This window comes from Fodinibius sp. GM108 (assembly GCF_058386985.1).
Map to the genome: position 1 here is coordinate 703,165 of NZ_JBYEIR010000001.1, position 24,145 is coordinate 727,309.

The following is a 24,145-nucleotide window of genomic DNA, read 5'->3' on the forward strand; positions in this document are numbered from 1 at the left end:
TTATAATTGATTCTGAACCGATTCGAGCTCCGGATAAGTTTCTACAAGTGTAGATTTGGCATTATTCAAACCGGTTGAAGTAACATTCCAGAAATTACCGTTATCACCGAAATCGGAATTGAGAATTTCGTCGATCTGGTTGTTTGTGATTTTTCTTTCGGGGCTGTATTTAAGTGCATTGACGAAAGCCCACGCTTCTGAGAGTGCATGAAAAGCTTCGCCGGTATCTCCACTATCGAGATGGCTTATAGTACTATTGATGTAATGCACAGCGGTAGCTGCCGAGAGCAGTTCAAGCTGCTCATAAAGCACATCAACTTGTTGATCGAGCTCGCTTTGGTTGTCGTTAACAATGGCCGTTCGTCCGGCAATAAAAGCATCCATAATAATATCGTTGAAGCCGAGCTGTTCATCAGAGCCGTTCGAATACTTGCTCCAGAAGCGAAGCTCATCGGTGCGTGATTCCGGCCAGTCAGATTCAAAATCTACCGGTGCATTGAAGTAGCCGAAAGCTTCATCAAAGTGATGTTCCTTTGGAGTGTAATTTGCTCCTTCTGCGGTTTCAGTATTTTCAACATCAGGACCAATTTTATCATCGGTCAGATATACGTTGAAAATCTGGTGATAAAAGACTGCTCCCATTAGTCCTTTTTCAACAAGCTGGGTAAATTCACGTCCTTTTTCATCCACTAAAATTTGACCATCTCCACGTGGTAATAATCCAGCTTTTCCATTGTCTGCTTCTCCGTTTTCACTGGCGGCTGCAGCATCAGCAAAAATGTTCTCAAAGAGGTTATTATCGAGATCTACAGGAAAGGTTTTATTTTTGAGCTGCTTTTCAGATTCAAAGGAGAAATGTCCGCCGCCGTTGCCATCGGTGTTTTCAAACATGTCGTTCAAAACTTCTTCTGAGAGAATCTCACCTTCGTGTGATGTGGCAATATAAGCTTTCATTTCTTCTACCATATTCAGGCGATCCGTTTGCCCCGGATAGGCAACTGTCGATTCACCGTCACGAGTAAATTCGTAAGTTTCGGGCTGATCGATTGTATCATCACCATCATCGTCGCTATCGGTAACATCACAACCTGTAAATAACAGGGACAATCCCAGGAGGGAAACAAATAAATATTTAGTTAGATTGATTGTGCGGAACATCTTTCCTTTTATTTTTATTTAAATTAAATCTAATTAAGGAGGAGAAAATAATAACTATATAGACTAATTCTAAATAAAATTAACCTTGATTAGCATTTTGTATAGGGTTTTTGCCAAGGTAAATAGGAGGGAGTTTTGAAATTTAATCCTTGTCCCGAGCCGAAAAGATATCCATCAGTTGATTCAGAAGCCCGTTGCCAAAGACCGACAGTTTTTCCTGGCGGCCAAGTGATAAAAAGCGCAGGAAGTTTCGCAGTTCCACGAGTATGAAAGGAGGATCGGTTACCAGGGAATCATTTTTTATAATATAGTCCCAATCCAGAGGTTTATCGAATGAAATGCCATGTGCTTCCATCGTTTGTTTGTAAAGGTGGGCAATCAAGCCATAGCCAATGGTAGTCGGATGAATACCGTCGAGACTGAAAATACCACCTTTGTATATTTTTCCGCTATCATGATCTATCCGCAGGTAATCGGTGCTCAATTTGGGATTATCGGGGTCAGAAACCAAATGTTTCGTATCGGGATTTCGCAGCATAGCTTGTCGAAAATCTTCGGGATAAGGAATGCGTTTTTTGTTGCCCAGCCGGCGGCGTGCAATACCGCTCACATATCGATTTAGTGGTACGGTAATCCATCCGAATTCATCAGCCACATCACGGATAATTTGGTTGTACTCATCCACATGCTGGTCCAGCGAAATCGCCTGTTCTTTAGTCAGATGTGGATGACGGTCGGGATTAAAATCTGCATCCCAGATCCAAAAATGGGTATAGTAATCGAAATATCCTCTGTGACCTTTTCGGGATTTATCAGCATTTACTCCACGGGAAACAGGTGGAATGGTGACATAGGGAATGGTCTGAGTGATAACCCGCTCGGCGCCAATTTTTGAGACCTTTTCGGCAAGTCTGCGGTATTCCTGCTCAAAATGTTCGGGACGATAAACGGTGTAGTCGCGCTCTGAAGGAAACTTTTGAAGATCTTCTTCTTCAGAAAGCACGTATTTTAAGTCAGATACGGCACCAATAACGTTATTATGTCCCATCGAGACAATCAGGTTTTCAATACCGCCGTGATTTTGCAGGTACTTTACATTATCAAGTTGGGTATTATTTTTGAATTTTTTGCTGAATGAGGGATTCAAAACCAGGCGGGCTGTTACATACATAGCGTGATCCGGCAGCATATCGAAGATGGAGTAGGTTTCGGGCTGTGTCTCAATATGCTCCCGACTGTTTTCTTCGGTGATCATCCATGCATCATTCATGGCAAATCCCCAAACCGACTGATTATGATAGGGTAATTTTCTGGATTGTTTCAGCGGTTTTGTTTTGCCTTCCCAATATCGTTTTACACGTCGTAATGTGGAATATATGTGGCTGAGGGCGGGCAGATACTCATTCCATTCTATGGTATCTCCGAACTCATCTGAAAGTCCGCGCGCCAGTACTTCAAGATTAAGAGGAATCCCGGCCTGTGCGGTAAACAGGGGCTGTTCAAAATCGGGTGGGGGTTTCCAGCATCGACTCAAGAAGCTTGGGAAATTGAGATCGGTGCGATAGATACCTCCATTTTGAAATCCCTGGCTGACACTGTCGCCGAGTACAACTAATTTATGTTTGGGGGATCTGTTGCGGCTCACGTATTTCTAAAAAATTAACCGTCTGACTTTGAATTTTGATTAAAGTTCCTGAGAATATGTAGTATCTTTAGGCTCTTTTTCAATCAGAAGGTAGTAAAAGGATGAGCAAAATAGAAAGTAATCGTCTGGAACAGTTTCGTAAAGAACGTGAAGAAGCCAATGAAAAAATTTTTGACCTGGATCACCTGGGTATCAAGCGTTTTTTCAATCTTGATAATAATACTTATAAAGAGGGTGCTCTTCCGGTGCAGACCAAAGAGTTACTGGGGCTGGTCGCTTCCACGGTATTGCGGTGTAACGATTGTATCGATTATCATCTGGAACAATGTGCCAAGAGCGGCTCTACAAAAGAAGAAATTGTTGATGCTTTAAACGTAGCTTTGGTAGTAGGCGGCAGTATTGTGATTCCGCATTTGCGACACGCCGTAGAAACGCTCGAAATTTTGGAAAAAGAAAATCATCTTGATTCATAAAACCCCGCTGATTTGATTCGTTATCTCTTTTTGTTACTGGTTTTTGTTGTGCTGACGTCCTTTTCGGCACGAGCCCAGATGATGGACCCACAAATGGGTTCCGATTCTGTATCAACAGCGCTGGTGCCTGCGGTGGGATACAGTTCAAATGAAGGGTTTCTGGGCGGTATCATATACAGCCGATACGATTATACTGGCAATCAACAGCCGTTTAATAACTATCTCGAATCTTCTGCTATTGCTACTACTAAGGGATTTATTGAAGTCGATTTCCGCTATGAGAAAAAGCAAACGTTTGATCGCGACTTGCGTTCTATTGCAGATATTTACTTCCACCGCTATACCATGGATACTTTCTTTGGCGTCGGTAATGAAACGACTTTTTCGGATGATTTATGGGATGAAGAGTATTACTACTTTGAGACGATAAGTTTTGGTTTGGATTACAGGGTTCGAAAACCTGTTTATTCCGATAATAATCGACAGCTCGATCTTCAGATAGGAGCGGCAACAGAATATCATATACCGTATACCCGGCAGCAGGAATCCTCATTTGCCCGGCAGACCCCCAACGGCAGCGAAGGCGGCTGGATAAATAATATAAATGCTGGTATGATATGGGAAAACAGAGATAGTGAGTTTGATCCGCATCGTGGAAACAGGGCAGAGCTGGAGCTGCGAGCGGCCCCGGATTTGATCAGCCAATATGGTTTGGCCACAATGCGACTGGAGCTGCGTCAGTATTTTTATCTTTTTGATTTTGTGACAATCGCAAATCGCCTGGAGGGTCGCCACGCCACCGGTGATGTACCATACTGGGAGATGTCAACACTGGGCGATAATAAAACATTGCGTGGCTATCCCCTCAATCGATTCAAAGGCCAAAGCTCGCTGGCATACAGCCTGGAATTACGGTCTTGGCTTATAGAAGTACCCGACTTCTATCGATTTAAATTGGGCGGACATCTATTTACCGATACCGGACGTGTTTTTAGCGAATCCGACAATGATGATTTATTTGACGGCTATAAACAGACGTGGGGATTTGGCGGGGCGATGTCGCTGTTTAATCCCGATTTTATTTTGCGTGGTGAAATCGGCTTTTCGGAAGATGTGAGTCGTATTTATGTTGGTATTGGGTATGTTTTTTAGAATGACTTTACCAAAAGAGGATTTTTAGGGCAGAAACAGAGAATTAATAATTTGAAAACAGAAGATGATTCGATCAGTTGTACTTACAGCAGCTAATGAAGACACTGAAGTTATTCGAGCAGAGTTAGAACAACAGGATATAACTGTGTTACACTATCCCCTTGAGCGGTACGTAGCCGTTGAGGATGATCAGGAGATACAAGATACCCTTAACCTGCTAGACGAGTTTGAAAATATCGTACTTGGAAGTAAACGTAATGCTCAATTTTATGTCCAGAAAGTTAAAGAGTATAATAAACTGGATGAGGCTCGGGATCGGCTGAATCTGGCGGTTGATCAGCACACAGCTGATTATCTCGAAGAGGAAGGGATACCAGCAGTTCATCCACATTCCGATGGAGAAGCAATTGACTTGTTGGAGTTCATTTTGCGTATCCGGCGAATTGGAGAAACACTTTATCCTTGCGGGGATAAAACGCCAGAAGATTTACCAGCCTTACTGCGTGAATTAGATATCCCCGTTGAGGAGCTTGTGCTTTTTACCCTGGAGGGACCAAAAGAGAAAAATCTACAAAAGTATCGAAAAGATCTGGCAGCTCATGATCCTGATATTCTTGTTTTTCATTCGAGACGGTCAGTTAATCGTATGACAGCCGCATTTCCCAACTTTAACTATAAAAATGTTCAGGTGATATCAGGCGATCAGGCGGTAACAGAAAAGCTGGAGGACGCCGGCATAAAAACCGACATCCAGGCCGGGGGTAGCTGGGATTCCATTCTGGAAAATATCAAAGAGTTTTACGGAGGATAGCTTTAGTCGGATCAACAAGTTACAGTGAATTTAAAACCTGCCTAATCGGAAGATATCGGATTGTAAAATCATGTGAATAAGAGAGGAGAGTTGTTTTAACTTTTTTATTTCACTGACAAATTTTAGCCTATTCATTATAATTGGTGCCCCTCTGCTAAACTGAAGATATAGATGGCTTCACAAATATAATGAATAAAGAAGATGTATAGATTTTTTAAGAATGATTTCCGGTACCTCCGCTTCCAAATCTTTCCATTTATCAATGGCAGAACGAAAGTAAAGCTCCTATCACTGATAACTTTATTTCTTTTTTTCGTTTTCTCTGCATCTCATGCTCAGGAATCTGGAACTAATGGTTCTGATACCCTCCAAAATGGACGTCCAGATATTTATATAGATTGCAGTTCTTGTGATTATGACCATATACGCCGTGAAATCACGTTCGTAAATTATGTACGCGATCCAAACCAGGCTGATGTACATGTTTTTGTAACGGATGAAAGTACAGGAAGTGGCGGACGAATGTATGAGCTCACTTTTATTGGTCTACGCAGTTTCAGTGATACAGAATATACCTTTACTCATACTACAGATCGCAACGCTTCTTCCGATGAAAGGCGAGAGAGCTTGAATCGTGTCTTAGAGATGGGGCTTGCTCCTTATGCAATGCAAACATCAACCACTTCTTTATTTAGTCTGAATTATGAGGAAGAGGATGAAGCTACAGTTCAGGAAATAGATGATCCCTGGAACTATTGGGTTTTCGAAATTTATGCCGGCGGCCTGCAGCTGGATCTGGAATCAAATCAGCAGAACTTTGACTCGCGATGGGGGTTGTATGCCAATCATGTGACCGAGGAATGGAAAATTCAAGTACGACCTTATTTTAATTTTGAATTTGATGAAATCGATCGAGAAGGAGAGGATGAGCCGGTTACCAGCAGGCGTCACAGACATGGTATTAACAGTTATGCGATTAAAAGCTTGAGTGATCACTGGTCAGCCGGACTTTTCAGTAATTATCTGACAAGGAACGATCGCAATTTACGGCATCGATTTCGACTTTCACCGGGTATTGAATACAATATCTTTCCTTATCAGGAAGCAACTCGAAAATCTTTCACTTTTACCTATCAATTAGGTTATGCATATGCCGATTATTACGAGGAAACAATTTTTGAAAAGCATAGCGAAAACTTACTAAATCAGGAGCTTTCTGCACAAGTACTGCTTGAACGGCCCTGGGGCGGCATAAGAGGGGGACTAGAGGGTTCTCATTATTTCCATGATTTTACACATAGACGTGCAGAGATTTTTGGTAGAGTTTCTGTCCGGTTAACTGAAGGACTTTCGCTAATTTTTTTCAGTCGATTTGAGATGATTCAGGATCAGCTCTCGCTGCCTATTGGCGATACATCACTTGAAGATGTGCTTTTAGACCAAAGAGAATTGGCAACCGACTTTTCATTCTACGGTTCTATTTCTCTTTCCTATACCTTCGGTTCAGATTTCGCAAACATTGTTAATACCAGATTTTAAGTTATGAAAGTGCACCGATTTAAATCTCATTTTATTATTCTGATAGCCTTTGCTCTATTATTTTTAAGCTACTCAGAAAGTTATAGCCAACAAGCCGAAACGTCTGATACTAATCTGAATTATTGGATTCATTCCGGTGTTTCTGCGAGTACACTTGGATTAGGAGTTCAGGGAGGCATTTCATTTGATTATAACCGACATCTGTTTTCGTTACGGACTACGAGCACTGATCCGACTTATGGGGCTGAAACCTGGGATATAGCATTCCTTTATGGAAGGAGTATGACTTTTCGCTCCTTTTATATGTCGGCTGGTGTTGGCGCTTCGGTTATTGGTGGAAAAAAATATTCTCGACTTTTTGGTGGTATTCAGCCAGAAGAGGCCGAAAGAACCTTGGGCTTTCCATTAGAGGGACAGCTGTTATGGACACCCATCAGATTTGTGTCGCTGGGGATTTACAGTTTTGCTAATGTAAATACCGAGCAGCCTTTCGGCGGTATAGGATTGAACATTCGACTTGGAGACCTGGATTGAGTATTGAGTAGTCAGACGTGAGTATTGAGATTTAAGGATGCCATTTGATGAGTTTTGAGGGAGGTTCTGCTTCCCGCCTTCTAAGAGAGGAAAGCGTCCTTTTAACTATTGTTCAAGCGTCTCTCGGACTGTTTGTTTCGTTCATTTGTGATATAACTAAAATTTCTGGGATAGATAAGTTAGCCAAAAAGGGCCGGTTTGAATTTTATTCTGAAGGTATTCGTTCATGTCATTGTCGGAGTAGCGCTCCGACTTACATACCTTTAACACCCGTGAAACGCGTTCAGCTAACCCTCCGGCGCCAGCTCCTCGTTCCGTACCTCCGGTGCGGAATGCATCATTTTATAAATCAGAGCTTTGGATGGGCAGGATCATCAGGAATTACATGATTGGGTTTATCTCACTACTCATTACTCAATACTCACTACTAAAATCACTTAAACTTCACGATCGTACAGCCCGCACCGCCCTGTTCAATAGGTGCCATCTCATAACTCTCCACTTCTTTTCGTTTGTCAAGGTATTCGTGCACCAATTTCTTTAGAATTCCTTCACCTTTCCCATGCACAATCTGCACCTTTTCTCGTCCCGCAGCAACGGCATCATCAATATAATGCTGTACCTCTTTCATCGCCTCATTCCCCCGCATCCCCCGTATGTTGATCTGCGGTTTAACCATCTTATATCGGCTGCCGCCCTCAAAATTCACTTTTACCTGCTGTTTCTTCTTTTTTGGAGATGCATCCTCAACCTTTACCAGGTTTTTATACTTTGTCTTCAGGCGAAGCCCGTTGGCCGACACTACAGCTTTATTCCCCTGGATCTCTTTAAGTTCACCGGTTGTGTTGGCATCCTGTAGTCGCACCCGATCACCAACTTCCGGTTTTTCCGATGCATCTTTGTAGCGTTCTTCCTGTTCTTCTTCTAACTCCTGAAGCTCCGATTCTACCTGTTTACGATGTGTTTCAACCTCTTTGCGGGCTTCCTTAATCGTCTCGTCATCCTTTTGACCTTTTTCAACAATTCGTTCCACCGCCTCTTCAATTTTCTGGTTGGCCGAATCCATAATCGACTTCGCCTCTTTGAGTGCTTTTTCCCGAATTTGGTCCTTTTCTTTTTCAATGGCCGATCGCTTTTCTTCGTATCGATCACGCTCCTGCTGCATTTTCGATTGCAGTCGATCGTACTTACTCTTCAGCTCTTCCGCCTCTTGCGTCTTGGTTTCCAGCTCCGATATCAGTGTCTCCATATCACTTTTGGCTTCTCCCAGCAGATATCGGGCTTTATCAAGTAAGAAATCCTGCAGCTTCATGCGTTCGGCAATTTCAAAAGCATAGCTGCTGCCGGGAACGCCCTTCTTAAATCGGTAGGTTGGTGAAAGCGTATCCTGATCGAATTCCATAGAGCCATTAACCGCATATTCATGCTCATGGGCAAAAATCTTGAGCGATCCGTGGTGCGTGGTGACAAGCGTTTTGGCCTTACGCTCCATCAGTATTTCAATAAGCGATTGGAATAGCGCCCCGCCTTCTTCGGGATCGGTCCCGGCTGCGGCCTCATCAATAAGTACGAGACTTTTTTCGTCCGCGTTAGACAACGTATGTTTCATCCATTCCAGCCGCGAAGAAAAGGTACTCAAATCATTTTCGATGGATTGATCGTCGCCCATATCCACAAAAATGCTACTGAAGATCGGAATTTCTGAACTATCTCGGGCAGGGATGGCAAATCCGGTTTGAATCATCATGCTGCACAATCCCAGTGTTTTTAGCGCTACCGATTTCCCGCCGGCATTGGGACCAGTAATCACCAGGCAGCGCTCATTTTCAGTAAGTTCCATATCCAGCGGAACTACTTCTTCCTGCTTATTCTCTGGAAGGTCCAGGTTTTTAAGCAACAGCAATGGATTATATGCCTCTTTCAGATAGAGGTGAGGCTTTTCAGAGATTACAGGCACAAATCCATCCAAATCGATACTGAGTTGTGCTTTGGAGGCAATGACATCAAGCGAGGTAAGGGTTTCGAGATTTTGACGAATGGAGCTATGATTTGTCCGGATCTCTGATGTCAGCTCGCGCAAAATACGTTCAATTTCTTGCTGCTCTTCGGATTCGAGCTGTCGAATTTCGTTATTGATCTCAAGCGCCTCTACTGGCTCCAGATAGACAGTTTGTCCCGACGAGGAAACATCATGCACAAATCCCTTAATCTTCCGCTTGTATTCGGCCTGTACCGGAATGACCATGCGTCCGCTGCGAATAGTCGGGCCTTCGTCAGAGGTCATGCCCTGTTTAGAGAGTCGCCCCATCACCCGGTTGATGGTCGTACGAAGATCATTGCGCCGTTTATTGATCCGATTGCGGATTGATTGCAGCTTGGGACTTGCATCGCTGCGAAGTTCTCCATTTTCCGTAAGAACACTCTGCAGCGTTTCTTCGAGCTCTTCAAGAGGAATAAGTCCGATACTGATCTCCTTGAGCGCGGGATATTGCTCCTTTCGCTGATCGAGATACGATTTTACAACCCGGGCTGTAATAATGAGCTCCAGGATTTCAACAAAAGCATGCAGTGGCAAGATACTTTTCTCCGGTCGCGCCTTATCGAGGTGATCGCGCACATCGTGGAGATTACGTAGCGGAAAAGCGGCATCATTAAGCAACAGATCCATCATCTCTTTTGTTTGTTGCAGGCGCCGATCGATAACGTTACGGTCGGAGAAAGGCATCATTGTTTTAAGCTGTTCCCGCGCCATATCCGATCGGGCCTTTTTCAAGGTAGCCGCACGAATTGTCTCGTATCCAATTTTATCGCTCAGGTGTTCCGGAAATAAATGCATACTATTTAAAATATAATTTCATCCTGAATTTACTTCAGGTGTTTAAGTCTTCAGGAGTAAAAATGCTTTATAATATAAGCTTATTCCCGCGGAAATGATGAATTTGAAAAGAGTACTGAAAAAGATTATCCGTTTATATAATTGATGGTTTTAGACATAAAACCTTCCCAGTTCTAATGACAGTAATTATTCTGTTCAGTCATGGTATTGATAATTTAATCTGGGTTTGGGGCTATTCGGGGTAAAGTATAAGTAACGGTTAAATGAGTTTTTGGAACGGACGGAGGGTGTAAAATGGCGTACGTTTAGCTGAACAAAAAAACTTTTAAACGTTTGGCATAGTAAATCTCGTTGTTCTGTACCTTTTTTGAATGAGCAAAAAAGGTACCCAAAAACTCACCGGCTGGGAATGCTGTAGCGCTCCACCCATCGGGTGGAATAATTTTGATGGTCCATTAACTACAGAGATAATTTCATAGTTAATAACCGGTACAAAATTATTCTTTTCACCCTCCGGGTTCCGCACACCATTCATTATGCCGGATGGTTAAAAACTGTAAAGTTGAATCTGATGGGATAGTTTTACAGGTCTCTTGGAGCCTGTCCGCCACTGGCGTGATTAAGCTAAAAGACCTATAAAAAAAAATCCGGGCCGGTCGAGCCCGTACGCCGAAGTTCCGACAGTTTTCGGAATGAGTTTTACTGCACCTTTTGCTCATTCAAAAGGTACAAAGAAAACCATGGGTGTTTGGAGCAAAGATTGACAGACTCGTCAGGCTCTATGAGAAATATTTTTATATTACTTTGAGATAGATCTTGAGCGGAGGGCATCATTAGGAAAAGGAGCTCATGAGGATAGATTAATTTTTATATTTTTGTTACCGATTACTTTTTAATAGAAGTTCCTATTAAGATTCAGATAGTGTTAAGGATCTTTGTCATGGATTTTTTCTGCTTGTATGGAAAGGAAGTCAATGAATTGTTATTGAATTTAGAATAAAGTTAGTATGAAACTACCGATTTACCAGGTCGACGCTTTTGCAGATAACGTTTTTGAAGGTAACCCGGCTGCTGTATGTCCACTCGATGAGTGGCTGGACGATGAGCTTATGCAGCAAATTGCCATGGAAAACAGTCTCTCCGAAACGGCATTTTTTGTCGAACAAGATGACAGCTATCGCCTGCGCTGGTTTACGCCCGCTACCGAAGTTGACTTGTGCGGACATGCCACACTGGCTTCGGCACATGTGCTTTTCGAGCATCTGGGTTATGATGAGTCCGAGATTCACTTCGATTCTAACAGCGGGATGCTGAACGTTCAAAAAGAAGATGATAAGCTTCTGATGGATTTTCCGATCGCCGAGCTGAATGAGACGCTGCCCCCAAGATTTCTGGATGATGCTGTTGGTGTGCCGCTAAAGGAATTATATCGTGATACAGATTATTTGTACGTAGTTGAATCGGAAGACCAGGTTCGAAATCTTAACCCGGATATCCGAACCCTTAAAAAGGCAGACGTACGAGGAGTTATTGTTACTGCACCTGCCGATGGAAGCAATGATTATGATTTTGTATCCCGTTTTTTTGGTCCCGCAGTAGGAGTAGACGAAGACCCGGTGACCGGCTCAGCTCATACGATGCTTACGCCTTACTGGAGCCGCCGGTTGGACAAAGATAAGTTAATAGGTCGACAAGTTTCTGCCCGCGGAGGAACGGTATATTGCCATCTCCAGGGGGATCGCGTGGAGCTCGGAGGCAGAGCTTGCACCTTTCTGCAGGGAGAGATCGCCCTATGATGCTGCTAGTATTATTTTTTCTGGGGATTGTAGCCGGAACCGTAGCCGGACTCTTTGGCTTGGGCGGCGGCATCTTGTTTACGCCCATTCTTTTCCTGGTTTTTAGCGATGCCGACATTTCCAATCCTGTTGTGCTGACGATAGCCAGCTCGTTATTTTGCACCTTTATTGCTGCACTTTCCAGCTCGATACGTCAATATCAGCAGCAGAATATCTATTGGTCGGAGGGAATTAAAATTGGCTTACTGGGTGCGGGGGGTGTATATCTGGGAAAGCTGGTGATTACCTCTCCTTATTACAGTCAGCAAGAGTTTGTGATATTTTTCAGTTTATTGCTGATCTATGTGGCATTTATGTTTTATCGAAGAGGATCCCAAAGAGAAACAAATATTACTGTACGAAATAAACCGCTGGGATGGACTGAATCGACGGTTACTGGTGGGTTGGGTGGTTTTGTGGCGGCTCTGGCGGGAATTGGTGGGGGCGGGGTCATGGTCCCATTACTCAATCTGCTCTACAAAAAAGAGTTTGTTAAAGCTGTTAGTATTTCCTCGTTAGCGATCGTTCTAATCTCTCTATCGGGATGGTTACAGTTAGGATTTGCAGGAAGCGATATTGAGACATTGACCACTTATCATTGGGGTTATGTAGACTTTGGAGCAGCATTGCCGCTTGCAGTTGGAGGCTTACTGGGAGGATTTTTGGGAGCTTTTATTAATCTCAAAATCAACCGGCGCTATCTGCAGTACGCTTTTTCTATTCTGGCAATAGTTATGGCCCTAAAATTGCTGGTCGAGGTATTTTAAAAGAGGCTTACGATTTCCACCATGGTTGTTCCCGGACTTCAAAGTCGTACTCTTTACTTTTCTGAATGATTTCAGATCGTAATTTTTCGAAATCATTTTTGTTAATGTACGGAATTTTGAAATTTTCGCCACTACCGCTTTTATAATGAACCTGCAAGGCAAATCGGGTAAGAACAATTTCGTTCAGTGTGTTCCAGCAGGCTGAGCGCGTAATAGTCATTTCATCGGTCAGCTTGATAAAGTCATCGGTTAAAATGAGTGTGTCGTTGCCACCAAACAGCGAAAATGGGTTGATTACAGCGGGTACAAACAAGAAGAGTCCGATAACCTTGAGCAGTAGTGCAGAACTACCCGAGGTAATAAAATCTGTAAAAATAAATAAAACAACCCCAATAGTGAGCAGCGTATACCGCAAAATATTTCGGGAGATTGCCGTATGCTGCGATTTTATGATCATTTTATCCATACGGAGCGCTAAGTTGATTTGAATTGACGATTGATATTAAAAAGGTGCTGGTGAATATTCAAAGAAAATGGTTTGCAGCCGTAGTTTTAATTTCACAGATTATCAAAAAATAGCGGGTAAACAATAATATGGTGGCTTGATAGGAGGATAGATGGTAGACAATTTAATAAATAGTACAACAGCCAATCGTTGGATTCCGTTACCACTGGATTACCTTTTAGCCGAGTATGAACCTGCCTCTAATCGCGTTATCTCCTTATTAGGATTGTGGATCTTTATTATTACGGTTTCAATCGGATCAGTGATTCTTATTTCCCCCTCGGAATTTTTGCTTCTTGAAAGAGGAGAATCAACCATTAACCAATTTTTCTTATTCTATCCGCCGGTAATACTTGGCACGTTATTGCTGTTTTGGTTGGGATTTGAATGGGGCTTTATTCCACTTTTTTTATCCAGTTTTGTAATAACAATTTCGGCTTCCGTAACCTATTACTGGGGATTATTATTTGGGATAGCTTTTGTCTTGGGGCTGGGTATCTACGCTTTGGCATACTACTGCGTACCTTTTGATCCGGGCTTGAGGGATTTAAAAAGCTTCGTCTTCTTTACGATCATCTCCTTTTTTGCTGCTATCGCCAGTTCGCTGGGCTCATTCGTGTGGAGCGATTTTTTTGAGCTGAATCCTTTCCAAACTATTACAATTTGGAAGGGATGGTGGACCGGCATGTTTTTGCAATCGATGTTTATTGTGGCTCCACTTTTATATCTGTTTACACCGGTAGTCAGATCTTATCGAGAACAGATATTTCCTGATTACCCCCAACCTAAAGTCACTTTAACGTGGATTTACAGTGCCATTGGCAGCGTAGTGGTTGTGTTATTGCTGTTTATAATTGGAGCAACAATTCTGGGGACAGAAGGGCTCTATCAACAACTTGGTAGCTTAGACACAGGCATGAGTCAAAGGCTGCTGCAGTCTGGTGAATCTCTGCAAATTATTTCATGGATATCAGTTGGACTGGTTTTGATGTTGGGAATCGGAAGTATATATCTGGTAGGTAGTTGGAATAAAAGTTTGCGGGAACAGGTTAATCGTAAAACTGAACAGCTGAGCAAGAGTCAAAATAAGCTAGAAGAAGCTTTAGTGGAGCGTAATGATTTATTGAATACTATTCATGACAGGATAAAAAATAACCTGACGATGGTGCTGGCACTGTTAGAGCTACAACTTAAAGGCAATGATGGCAAGTCAAATGAAGAGATATTGAAAGACTCCCATGCTCGTATCCGATCAATGGCCCTGATCCATGAAACCATGGTGCAGTCAGATTCTCTGGAGGAAGTTAACCTTAAAAATTTCGCAATTAAGCTGTCGAATCGTCTTCAAAAATTATTCGAAGATAACGAACAGAATATCGAGGTTTCGATGAACGTGCCGGAAATAATTGTGCATATAGACCGGGCAGTTCCTATCGCTATGATTCTGAATGAGTTAATGGTAAACGCATTTATGCATGGTTTTAAAGGTCTGGAGAAGGGAGTGGTATTTGTAAGTATGGAAGAAAATAAAGACCAGCTGCTTCTGGAAGTACGCGACAATGGCCACCCGTTACCTCCGGATTTCGAGAGCGTGGTTAATAAAACATTGGGCTACAAGCTCATACGTACATTGGTCAAACAGCTTCAGGGAGAGTATAGAATTGTTGACAAAGAAAATCCCTGTATCGAAGTAAGTATACCTCAGGAGATGTTGAAGCCGCAGTTTAGTCATGAGTAATGAGTATTGAGATTCCGTGCCCATATCTCTTCACCACTTGAATCTCGTTCCGTACCTCCGGTGCGGAACGTACAATACTATGAACTATATTTTCAGGTCTTTATAGTTCCAACCAAGTTGGGATGTATGCTACTATAGTTATATAGTATGGGAACGGACTTTCAGTCGAACATGTGTCGTTTTAAACTCATTGTCGGAGCAGCGCTCCGACTTACTATTCGCGCACCAGAGGAAACGCGATCAGGTGGTGGGCGATTTGGCAGTTCTTCACAGTTTCAATAGATATTTGACCAAATTATCGGTTGAATTTTTAGTTTAGAGGGAGCTCTGCTCCCGTATTCCGGTATTTATATAAATGGTGACTTATACTCCTAATCGGGTTGGGGATTGCTCACCTTAAATTAGAATATTATCGATTGTTATTACCATTCTCTTCTTGCATGGCTGGACGTTCAATAAAAGGCAGTCCTTCTTTGATCCACTCGGGAGCTTCTTTCCCAAGCAGATAATGCTCGTGCCATTCAAAGGCCCGGGTAGCATAATCGATTTGATTTTCTTCACGGGCAAGACCGTGATTTTCGCCCTCATAGACGAGCATCACAAACGGATTCTGCATCCGCCGCATCGTATTGTAGATCTCAACGCCCTGATTAAAATCAACAGCCCCGTCATCAGTCCCAAACTCAACCAGCAGTGGTGTATTCATATTTTCCATGTTGAATATGGGAGAATTTTCTACAAAGTTATCCAAGTCTTCCCACCATGGATCAGGAAAACGTCCCTGGCTGGTTTCAAATATCTGGGCATCAGTAGTGCCGGTATTCCAGTAGATAGAATTATACATGCTGATCATATTCGTAAGTGGAGCTCCGGCCACCGCAGAATTGAACAGATCAGTTTGAGTAACAACAAATGAAGTCTGGTAAGCACCCCAGGAATGACCGGTTAATCCTATTTGATTTTCGTTTATCATACCTGTCTCAATAACTTTTTCTACCGCCGGGACAACACTCTCAACGGCTGAGATACCAGGTTCGCGGAGTTCATAGGTGATATCCGGCTGAAATACGAAGTATCCCTCTGATGAAAACCGGCGAATATTGTAAGCACTTTTGCGGGAGGGCATGCTATAGTTATGCATGGTCTGCGAGCGCTCTTCATAAATATAGGTGATCATCGGGTATTGCTTATCGGGATCGTAATTTACCGGATAGAGCAAACGTCCTTCTAGTTCTTCTCCATCTGCATTGGTAAAAGTGATGAGCTCATCATCGGCCCAGTAGTAATTTTCTTGCTGGGGATTGGTATTTGTAAGGGCTACGGGATCCTCAAATGAGTAGTCAACATGGAAAAAGTCCGGTGAATCAGTAGCCGTTTCGACCTCATACGCAAAATGTTGTGAAGAATCGGCCTTGGCAAGACGGCTAAATCTTTTGGAGTCATAGATCAGTGTTTCCGGCTGGTTATCACCTTCTAGTCTTGCAAAGCCACGGTCCTTTGTTTTATCGCCATACATCAAGAAGTAGATTGGAGCATCGACAGGCATGCCATCCTCGTAATCCAACCGCACTTGTCGATAGCGGATCTGATCATCACCACCTTCGGTTAATTTCTCATAATTACTGCCATCCGCCCATACTTTATAGGCATCATATTGATCGTAAACCAGTACCCAGGAGTCGTCTTCGGCCCATTCGCCAGTACCGAAGGGACGCCGGTTTTCGCGTCCGTTGACGTTCGTGAAATTTTCAAATCGCGTGTCAATATTTTCCGTTACATTTTTATGCTGATCGTTATCAATGTCATAGCTCCACCAGTTTTGATCCTTAAAATAAAACAGGTAGTCCCCAGCGGGAGAGGTACGTACAAATTCGTGCTTATTTAATATTTTTTGGGATTCTCCACTGGATATATCAATCAAATATACATCCTGCCATTCTTCTTCGAAGGCGGGTTCATACGGAGTTGTATCGTACCCGATGGCGTGTTTTTTATCACCAGTCAGATGTACTTCATCAAATTTTTCTGAACCAACCTGTACAAACTTATCTTCATTCAGGTGCCATGCAGACAGATGATTTTCCTGTTGCGCACTTTTGGCCATCAGTTTTTGTCGCGGCTGGATTTCGGCATCCTGCCAGTGCCATACTTCTACATTTGAGGGATCGAGATCCTCATTCAAATCATTTTGAGCTGTATCTTTTTCAGCATCTTTTGGGGGAGCTGCCTCCCATTCCTTGATACCGAACAATACCGTGTTGTTATCTTCTGACCAGCTTAACGAACGATAATCCACAACACGAAAGCTGTCCGGAAATGCTGAAACTTTCTGGTGATCAAAAATCTGTTCTTGTGTTGATGCATCCAGGTCCGGATATGCATAAATCTGATGCGTCGGATCTTTAAAACTATCGTCTTCTTTTGCTTTCAGAAAAGCAAGTCCGGAACCATCCTCATTCCATGCTAATTCTTTGTAGGTTGTTGTATCACTATCCAATACAGTAATTCTTCCTGATTCCAGATCATATAGATGCGCGCCATTGCCGAGTTCTTCTTCAGCATCAAGAAGAACGGCCAGTTTTGTGCCGTCGTCATTAAAGCCATATTCCGTTACGTTTCCGATCAGCATGTTGCTACCTGCAGATAAGTCGCGCAGAACCAGATCGGCACTTTCACCATTATTTTTTTCTGGCTTATATTTTCTCATAGTCAAAAAATTGCCATTGTCGGCAAACTCATAGCTCTGTACGTTTGCAAAAGTATCAACTTCTGTAGTTGACAGATTCATAAGTCCGAGTTTATTCCGCACTTGTTTATTCTGTTCTTCAAGCTGTTCCTTTTTGTCTTCCGAAACGCCAATCAAGAAAGCCGCCCACTGGTTGTCCGGTGAAAATTTAGGACGCATTCCATACATGAACTTGTGCGCACCGGTAGTATCAGTCCCCACTTCTTTAATAGTCAGCCAGCCGTCGCCATCTTCCAATCCGATATTATAGGCAAACCAATCCCCATCGGGTGATAGTTCTGCCGTAGTGATTCGCTGCCATTGTCCATAGTCTTCAGGTTCCAGTTTTTGCTTTTGAGCAATCAAATAGGAGGTTGTAAACAGCAAGAAAACTACCGATAGGATGGTGGGTCGTATAAATCTTTTCATAACAGCTTTATTTGATTTGAACATACTAATTATCAACGGTACAAAATTTGTTTCTTTTCACAAAGCGGTTGTTACATACGATTACATCAGGTCATTGGTTCGTATTAAAATATATCTTCCTTCACATGCTCCGCGGCTGAAGGCCTGCGGACGCTCTCACATCCGATTTGGTTACTAAAACAAACGCGGAGCGTTTATTTGCTGTCCCGACGCTGAGCATCGCGACGAGATTAGGGAATAATGAATAAGGAACTGTAGAATGTTGAAGTTTCTTACATTCGACATTCCTACTTCCTTGTTCGGTGTTCGATATTCCTTTTTGCACCAAGCAGTACAATATGAAATATAGAGCATCTGGACGAGTTGTTTGGTTTCTTTCGGGAGGATGAGGGCAAAAGCTATACCTTTTCAGCTGCTCCGCTTAGAGATGCGAACCATCGGGACGAGATGAATGAGTTGTTTTTTGTCCCGGCGCGGCAGCCGGCGGAAATCTACTATGTCATGCTGAACTTGTTTCAGCATCTGTTGCAATGAAAGGTTTAGATGCTACTAATGGTATTTCCTGCAACAGACCCTGAAATAAATTCAGGGTGACACGAGTTTTACAAAGATCTCTTAAAAAAATATTGTTACACGTATTTGTGTAGAGAATCACGACGTATCACAGAGATTTCTTTGTGTCTCTCTGTGCCTTCTTTGTGTAGCTCTGGGTATAACTTAGCTGCTACAAATTCTCTAAAACCAAATAAAAAAAAGGAGTCCCCGGTCAGAGGACTCCTTTAGTGGTAGCAATCAAATCCCGAAAGGTTTCGGGAAGAATGGCTCTAACGTTAATTAGTCACAGCCATCATAGTACATAGCAATCATTGGAGGATTTCTCTACTGGTTAATCCATAATTTTTCGCAGAAACGCCGGTTGATCAGAATCGGTTTTGTCGATTCGTTCACGCCGGTTATTCAGCAGTTCATCACTTTTCTTTTGTTCATCCTGTATATCCTGCTCTTCCTCTTCTTCATTCTTATTTAAAGAACTGACGTTCTTAAGGCTTCTGCGGTGGAATGCCGGCTGATCCATCTGCTTTAGGTTTTTCTCACCTTTGTAGAATGGCTCATTTGTTGAAGAATACCGGCTGTGTCCCGTAACATCGTTGGCCTTAGGCATCTCCAGGTCGTCAGAAGGCGATTTCTGCTTATCAGGTTTCTTACTCTTATTCTTCTTCGAATTCGGAGCCACCCGCGCCTCATCTTTGCTGTCAGCCAGATCAAATCCGGTAGCAATAACGGTAACCCGCAGCTCATCATTAAAGCTTTCATCCAGCACCGTACCGAGAATAATTTCGGCATCTTCTCCGGCTTCCTGCTGAATGATGCTGGTTGCCGTATTGGTTTCCTTCATTCCCAGATTGGCACCTGATGAAATATTAACCAGCACGTTTCGGGCACCGTGGATACTCACTCCGTCAAGCAATGGAGAATTAATCGCTTCGCGGGCAGCAATCTCGGCGCGATCTTCCCCTGTGGCATTGGCCGCACCCATGATAGCTGCGCCACCGTCGAGCATCGTGGTTCGGATGTCGGCAAAGTCGAGGTTGATCAGCCCGGGCATCAGGATGAGATCCGAAATACCACGGGTGGCGTTGTAGAGCACTTGATTGGCCTGATCGAACGCCTCGAGCAGGGTCGTATCCTCATCGGCAATATCCATCAATCGCTCATTGGGGATAACAATCACCGTATCACTGTTTTTCTTAAGTTCAGTGATACCTTCAAGTGCATACTTCATTCTCTTAGGGCCTTCACAGTCGAAGGGTGTTGTTACAATGCCAACCGTCAAAATGCCTTTGCGTTTGGCTATACCTGATACGACAGGAGCTCCTCCCGTACCCGTGCCACCGCCCATGCCGGCTGTCACAAAGACCATATCGGCACCTTCGATGGCTTCTTCGATTTCGTGCCGATTTTCTTCAACCGCTTCACGTCCGATTTCGGGACGAGCACCGGCGCCCAATCCGTTGGTGAGATTGGCTCCCACCTGGATGGTGATATCAGCTTCATTATTTTTCAGGGCCTGGGCATCAGTGTTCAGAGCGATATACTCCACACTGGTCAGTCCCTTATTTATCATGTTGTTAACGGCGTTACCTCCGCCGCCACCAACACCAATGACTTTTATTTTCGCATTGTCTTGACCGTCGATGTCAAAACTAAAACGAGAGTTAATGTTAGACATAATGTTACTCCTTTTTTGATTGCTGTGTACTGTTATTGCTACTTGATTGCTATGTAAATTCTTTTCTAAAAACTCTTCTGTCTATAGTTCCTTGAACCAGCTTTTCATACGCTCGGCAATTCGGTTCATCACTTTTTCCACGCTCGACCCTTTGGTGGATGATGGCACAATGGCCTGGTTTGCCGGCCCCGATCCGGTTTTAATTGCGTGCATAACCAGTCCTACTCCGGTGGCATAAATCGGGTTATTTACTTCCTCAATGAGCCCACCGCTGAGCCCGATCGGTTTGCCGATTTTGGCATCCATGCCGAGTATTTCATTGGCAAGCGGACACACATTGTCGATTAGTGAACCACCGCCGCTTAGCACCACGCCGGCACTGAGGTTGTCAGCATATCCGCTGCGCTTTACTTCAATGGCCACGATTTCCAGAATCTCTTCCATCCGCGCCTGGATGATTTTGCCTAAAATACTTTTAGTAATCTCTTTGGGAGGCCGCCCCGCAATACCGGGTACGGTGATAGCTTCATCTTCCTCAATCAGGTCCACATAGGCTTCGCCGTGTTCATGCTTAAGTTTTTCGGCCTGATCATCAAGTACGCTCAGACCAACGCGGATGTCATCCGTAACTTTTTTACCGGCGATGGCAATGACTGCCGTGTGGCGTATTGTATTATCCTGGAAAATGGCGACATCTGTTGTACCGCCTCCAATATCCACCAGCACAACGCCAGCTTCTTTTTCTTCTTCGTCGAGCACTGAATATGAAGAGGCGAGAGGCTCAAGGATGATGTCAGCTACCTGGTACCCAGCGCGTTCTACACATCGATAGATGTTTTTGGCTGCCGAAACAAGCCCTGTTATTATGTGTACTTCAGCCTCCATACGCATTCCGCTCATGCCTACCGGGTCGCTGATTCCATCTTGTCCGTCAACGACAAATTCCTGCGGGATAACGTGGATAATCTGTTGATCGGTTGGCAGCATAATCCGCTGGCAGTCTTCCAGCAACCGCTCTACATCATCAACCGTAATTTCATTATCGCGATTGTTGATGGTGATCACGCCCTTGCTGCGCATGCTTCGGATATGATCTCCGGCAATACCTACATTTACCGAGTTCACTTCAATGCCGGAAGCCAGCTGCGCTTGTTCAACAGCCGTTTGGATGGCATTGACCGTTTTATCAATGTTAACAACGACACCGCGATTTAAACCATCACTCGGTGCTTTGCCCACTCCCAGGATGTGAATGCGATCCTGTGGATCAATAGAGGCAACAATTGCACATACTTTTGTTGTACCAATATCCAGCCCAACGACAATTCTATCTTCTTGTTCTTCCATACTTTTATCCACGTACTGTTGTTTTAATTAAATCCTGCTATTCATTTCATTTTTCCCGGGTTACAATTTGCCCTTCAAATCGCAAATCGATAGAGCGCATCGCGTCAATGCCTTTCTGTTTGACGATTTCACTGTAAAAAGCTTCCCAGTTACGCAACCGTGTGGCAAAATCACCTTTGCCGAAAACCAGCTTTACGCCATTTTGGTTCGTCAGAGCGACTACACCTTGATCGTTCGTCCATGCTACTTCGCTAATGGTCGCATTGCTTACCTTTTTATTAAGTGCCATTGTTAAAAAATCAGAGACTGTTTTAAATGCATCGCTTTTCAGGGTATCCGTCATTGGGTTAGCACTGAATCCGTATAAAATGGGAACGTCGGCCGCTTTGCCCAGCTTCATAGGCAGGCGTATGCCTTCTTGATCTATATATATTTTTTCCCCGCCATCCGATAGCAGTGCAATAGGTTGTCGCTCAGTAACATCAACCATTAACTTTCCGCTTGGATCTACACTAATATCGGCCTGTTTTACATATGGAATTTGCTCAAACTGGTTCATGATTGCGCTAAAATTCATGCTGTCGGGAGACATTCCTGTCGGAATGTCAACCTCCCGAAGTTCTGATGTTGATACATAATGATTGCCTGAAAATTGTACCTGATTGACAGTCATGGTTGAGCTCCAGTAAAGCCCTGCCATCACGGCCAATCCCAACACGAAAATAACGCCGGCAATCCACGGCAGCGCACTACTGCTTTGTGAAGAAGCAGTATCAGTGCCTTCAGGTCCTGTATTTTTGTTAGTTGTACTCATTTCTAATAATCTCTATTTAAATATGTCATCCTGAACTTGTTTCAGGATCTTCTGCTATTAACTAAATCAGTGATTACAGATGCTGAACCAAGTTCAGCATGACACTTACTTTTTTATACTTGGTTTGTATCATTTCAGTTTTGAAATTCCTGATTCCAGTGCTTCCACAAACTGTTCGCCGTATTTATAAATGTCACCGGCGCCCATTGTTATGACCACATCACCGGGTTCTACAATCTCCTTCAGCCGAGCCGGCAGTTCTGCTTTATTTTCTACATAGTGCACTTTCTGATGACCGTACTCTTTGGCCACATCAGCGATAAGTTTGCCGGTTACACCTTCAATTGGTTCTTCACGAGAAGGATATACATCCGTGATTACGCAAACTTCGGCATCAAAGAATGAGAGCCCAAACTCTTTATAAAGCTCTTGGGTCCGCGAATACAAATGCGGCTGAAACACAGCCACAATGCGGCGATCTTTCCATCCTTTGCGAGCCGCATCCAGCGTAGCCTGTACTTCCGTGGGATGATGGGCATAATCGTCGATAACCAACACATTGTCCTTTTCAGCTTTGAGCTGGAATCGTCGAAAAACTCCTTCAAAGCGCTCCAGTCCCGACTTAATCTGCTTAAAATCTACATCCAGTTCTAGTCCTACTGCCACAGCTGCCAAGGCATTTTTTACATTATGCTCACCCGGAGCATTTAATTCGATCTCACCGAGTGTTTCATCACCATTAATAACTGTAAAGGTGCTGGTAAAATGATCAATCTCAATATCGGTTGCCCTTATTTTGGCCTGTGGAGTAAAACCGTACGTAATCGTACGCCGCTCGATCGAGGGAATAATACTCCGCACATTTGGATCATCAAGACACAGAACAACAGCCCCGTAAAACGGTACTTTGTTTGCAAATTCTATGAAGGCATCTTTTACATCCTCCAGATTATCGTAGATATCAAGGTGTTCAGCTTCGATATTGGTGATAACGCCCAGCGATGGAGTAAGTCGCAGGAATGTCCGGTCAAATTCGTCGGCTTCGACAACAATGATATCACCCTTGCCCACAACAGCATTGGTTTCAGAAAAACTGTGTACTTTACCGCCGACGATGATGGTGGGATCGAACTGGGCATCCTGTATAACATGGCCGATCATGGTTGTGGTTGTCGTTTTGCCGTGTGTTCCGGCAACGCCTACTCCGTATTTCATACGCATCAATTCCGCCAGCATTTCGGCGCGTTTAATTACTGGTATACCTTTCTCCAGCGCGGCCCTGGTCTCAATATTCTCTTCCGCCTCTACGGCGCTGGTGTAAACCACTACATCGGCACCTTCGATATTTTTCTCGTCGTGTCCGATTTTGATATCGGCGCCAAGCTCCTGCAGGCGCTCGATCGTGTCACCCATATTTGCGTCAGATCCGGTTATGGTATAATTTTTTTGCAGCAGGATTTCAGCCATCCCGCTCATACCAATCCCGCCAATTCCCACCATGTGGATGTGGCGGGTGCGTCCGAATATGGGTTGTGTTTGTATTTGCTTACTCATGAATATTAATCATCATCGTGTCATTTCGAGCGGAGCGAGAAATCTTTGTTTCT

17 protein-coding genes are annotated in these 24,145 nt (G+C 43.6%); 8 read left to right on the forward strand and 9 right to left on the reverse strand.

Going from position 1 to position 24,145, the window contains the following annotated elements:
• Both ACT3ID_RS03060 and ACT3ID_RS03065 read right to left on the reverse strand, forming a co-directional pair.
• Positions 1–1,158 (reverse strand): DUF4856 domain-containing protein, encoded by a 1,158-nt coding sequence (locus tag ACT3ID_RS03060; protein ID WP_491540505.1) that lies wholly within the window; start codon positions 1,156–1,158, stop codon positions 1–3.
• 142 nt (positions 1,159–1,300) lie between these two features.
• On the reverse strand, positions 1,301–2,803 hold the full coding sequence (locus ACT3ID_RS03065; RefSeq protein ID WP_491540506.1) for a hypothetical protein: 1,503 nt from the start codon (positions 2,801–2,803) through the stop codon (positions 1,301–1,303).
• A 101-nt stretch (positions 2,804–2,904) separates the two neighbouring features.
• Here ACT3ID_RS03065 and ACT3ID_RS03070 point away from each other — a divergent pair, with 101 nt between their 5' ends.
• From ACT3ID_RS03070 to ACT3ID_RS03090, 5 genes are all read left to right on the forward strand, one after another.
• Positions 2,905–3,276, forward strand: coding sequence for a carboxymuconolactone decarboxylase family protein (locus ACT3ID_RS03070; RefSeq protein WP_491540507.1), 372 nt, complete (start codon positions 2,905–2,907; stop codon positions 3,274–3,276).
• A gap of 12 nt (positions 3,277–3,288) precedes the next feature.
• Positions 3,289–4,428 (forward strand): BamA/TamA family outer membrane protein, encoded by a 1,140-nt coding sequence (locus ACT3ID_RS03075; RefSeq protein ID WP_491540508.1) that lies wholly within the window; start codon positions 3,289–3,291, stop codon positions 4,426–4,428.
• Positions 4,429–4,492: 64 nt separating this feature from the next.
• Complete coding sequence (locus tag ACT3ID_RS03080) at positions 4,493–5,239, forward strand: uroporphyrinogen-III synthase (protein ID WP_491540509.1); 747 nt, start codon at positions 4,493–4,495, stop codon at positions 5,237–5,239.
• 201 nt (positions 5,240–5,440) lie between these two features.
• A complete protein-coding gene (locus ACT3ID_RS03085; RefSeq protein WP_491540510.1) occupies positions 5,441–6,778 on the forward strand; it encodes a hypothetical protein in 1,338 nt (445 codons plus the stop codon).
• 3 nt (positions 6,779–6,781) lie between these two features.
• Positions 6,782–7,312 (forward strand): hypothetical protein, encoded by a 531-nt coding sequence (locus tag ACT3ID_RS03090; protein WP_491540511.1) that lies wholly within the window; start codon positions 6,782–6,784, stop codon positions 7,310–7,312.
• Positions 7,313–7,745: 433 nt separating this feature from the next.
• Here ACT3ID_RS03090 and ACT3ID_RS03095 read toward each other — a convergent pair whose 3' ends face one another.
• Positions 7,746–10,148 carry an endonuclease MutS2 gene (locus ACT3ID_RS03095; protein WP_491540512.1) on the reverse strand — a complete coding sequence of 801 codons (2,403 nt, stop codon included), beginning with the start codon at positions 10,146–10,148 and terminating at the stop codon, positions 7,746–7,748.
• 1,007 nt (positions 10,149–11,155) lie between these two features.
• Here ACT3ID_RS03095 and ACT3ID_RS03100 point away from each other — a divergent pair.
• Together ACT3ID_RS03100 and ACT3ID_RS03105 are read left to right on the forward strand one after the other, a co-directional pair.
• Positions 11,156–11,944 (forward strand): PhzF family phenazine biosynthesis protein, encoded by a 789-nt coding sequence (locus ACT3ID_RS03100; RefSeq protein ID WP_491540513.1) that lies wholly within the window; start codon positions 11,156–11,158, stop codon positions 11,942–11,944.
• Complete coding sequence (locus ACT3ID_RS03105; protein WP_491540514.1) at positions 11,941–12,750, forward strand: sulfite exporter TauE/SafE family protein; 810 nt, start codon at positions 11,941–11,943, stop codon at positions 12,748–12,750. Before ACT3ID_RS03100 ends, ACT3ID_RS03105 begins: the two co-directional genes overlap by 4 nt.
• 7 nt (positions 12,751–12,757) lie before the next feature.
• On the opposite strand, the gene ACT3ID_RS03110 is transcribed toward ACT3ID_RS03105, so the two are convergent.
• Positions 12,758–13,216, reverse strand: coding sequence for a hypothetical protein (locus ACT3ID_RS03110; protein ID WP_491540515.1), 459 nt, complete (start codon positions 13,214–13,216; stop codon positions 12,758–12,760).
• Positions 13,217–13,367: 151 nt separating this feature from the next.
• Between ACT3ID_RS03110 and ACT3ID_RS03115 the strand changes: the two genes are divergently transcribed.
• Complete coding sequence (locus ACT3ID_RS03115; protein WP_491540516.1) at positions 13,368–14,993, forward strand: histidine kinase dimerization/phosphoacceptor domain -containing protein; 1,626 nt, start codon at positions 13,368–13,370, stop codon at positions 14,991–14,993.
• 409 nt (positions 14,994–15,402) lie between these two features.
• On the opposite strand, the gene ACT3ID_RS03120 is transcribed toward ACT3ID_RS03115, so the two are convergent.
• From ACT3ID_RS03120 to murC, 5 genes are all read right to left on the reverse strand, one after another.
• Positions 15,403–18,147, reverse strand: coding sequence for a S9 family peptidase (locus ACT3ID_RS03120; RefSeq protein WP_491540517.1), 2,745 nt, complete (start codon positions 18,145–18,147; stop codon positions 15,403–15,405).
• Positions 18,148–19,033: 886 nt separating this feature from the next.
• Positions 19,034–20,377, reverse strand: coding sequence for a cell division protein FtsZ (gene ftsZ / locus ACT3ID_RS03125; protein ID WP_491540518.1), 1,344 nt, complete (start codon positions 20,375–20,377; stop codon positions 19,034–19,036).
• Between the two features lie 81 nt (positions 20,378–20,458).
• The gene (gene ftsA, locus ACT3ID_RS03130; RefSeq protein ID WP_491540519.1) at positions 20,459–21,736 is read right to left on the reverse strand and encodes a cell division protein FtsA; all 1,278 of its coding nucleotides are present in this window, start codon (positions 21,734–21,736) and stop codon (positions 20,459–20,461) included.
• A gap of 34 nt (positions 21,737–21,770) precedes the next feature.
• Positions 21,771–22,538, reverse strand: a complete 768-nt coding sequence (locus ACT3ID_RS03135; protein ID WP_491540520.1) for a cell division protein FtsQ/DivIB — start codon at positions 22,536–22,538, stop codon at positions 21,771–21,773.
• Between the two features lie 129 nt (positions 22,539–22,667).
• Entirely contained in the window at positions 22,668–24,065 is a 1,398-nt protein-coding gene (gene murC / locus ACT3ID_RS03140; protein ID WP_491540568.1) for a UDP-N-acetylmuramate--L-alanine ligase, read from the reverse strand.
• Between the last annotated feature and the right edge of the window lie 80 nt (positions 24,066–24,145).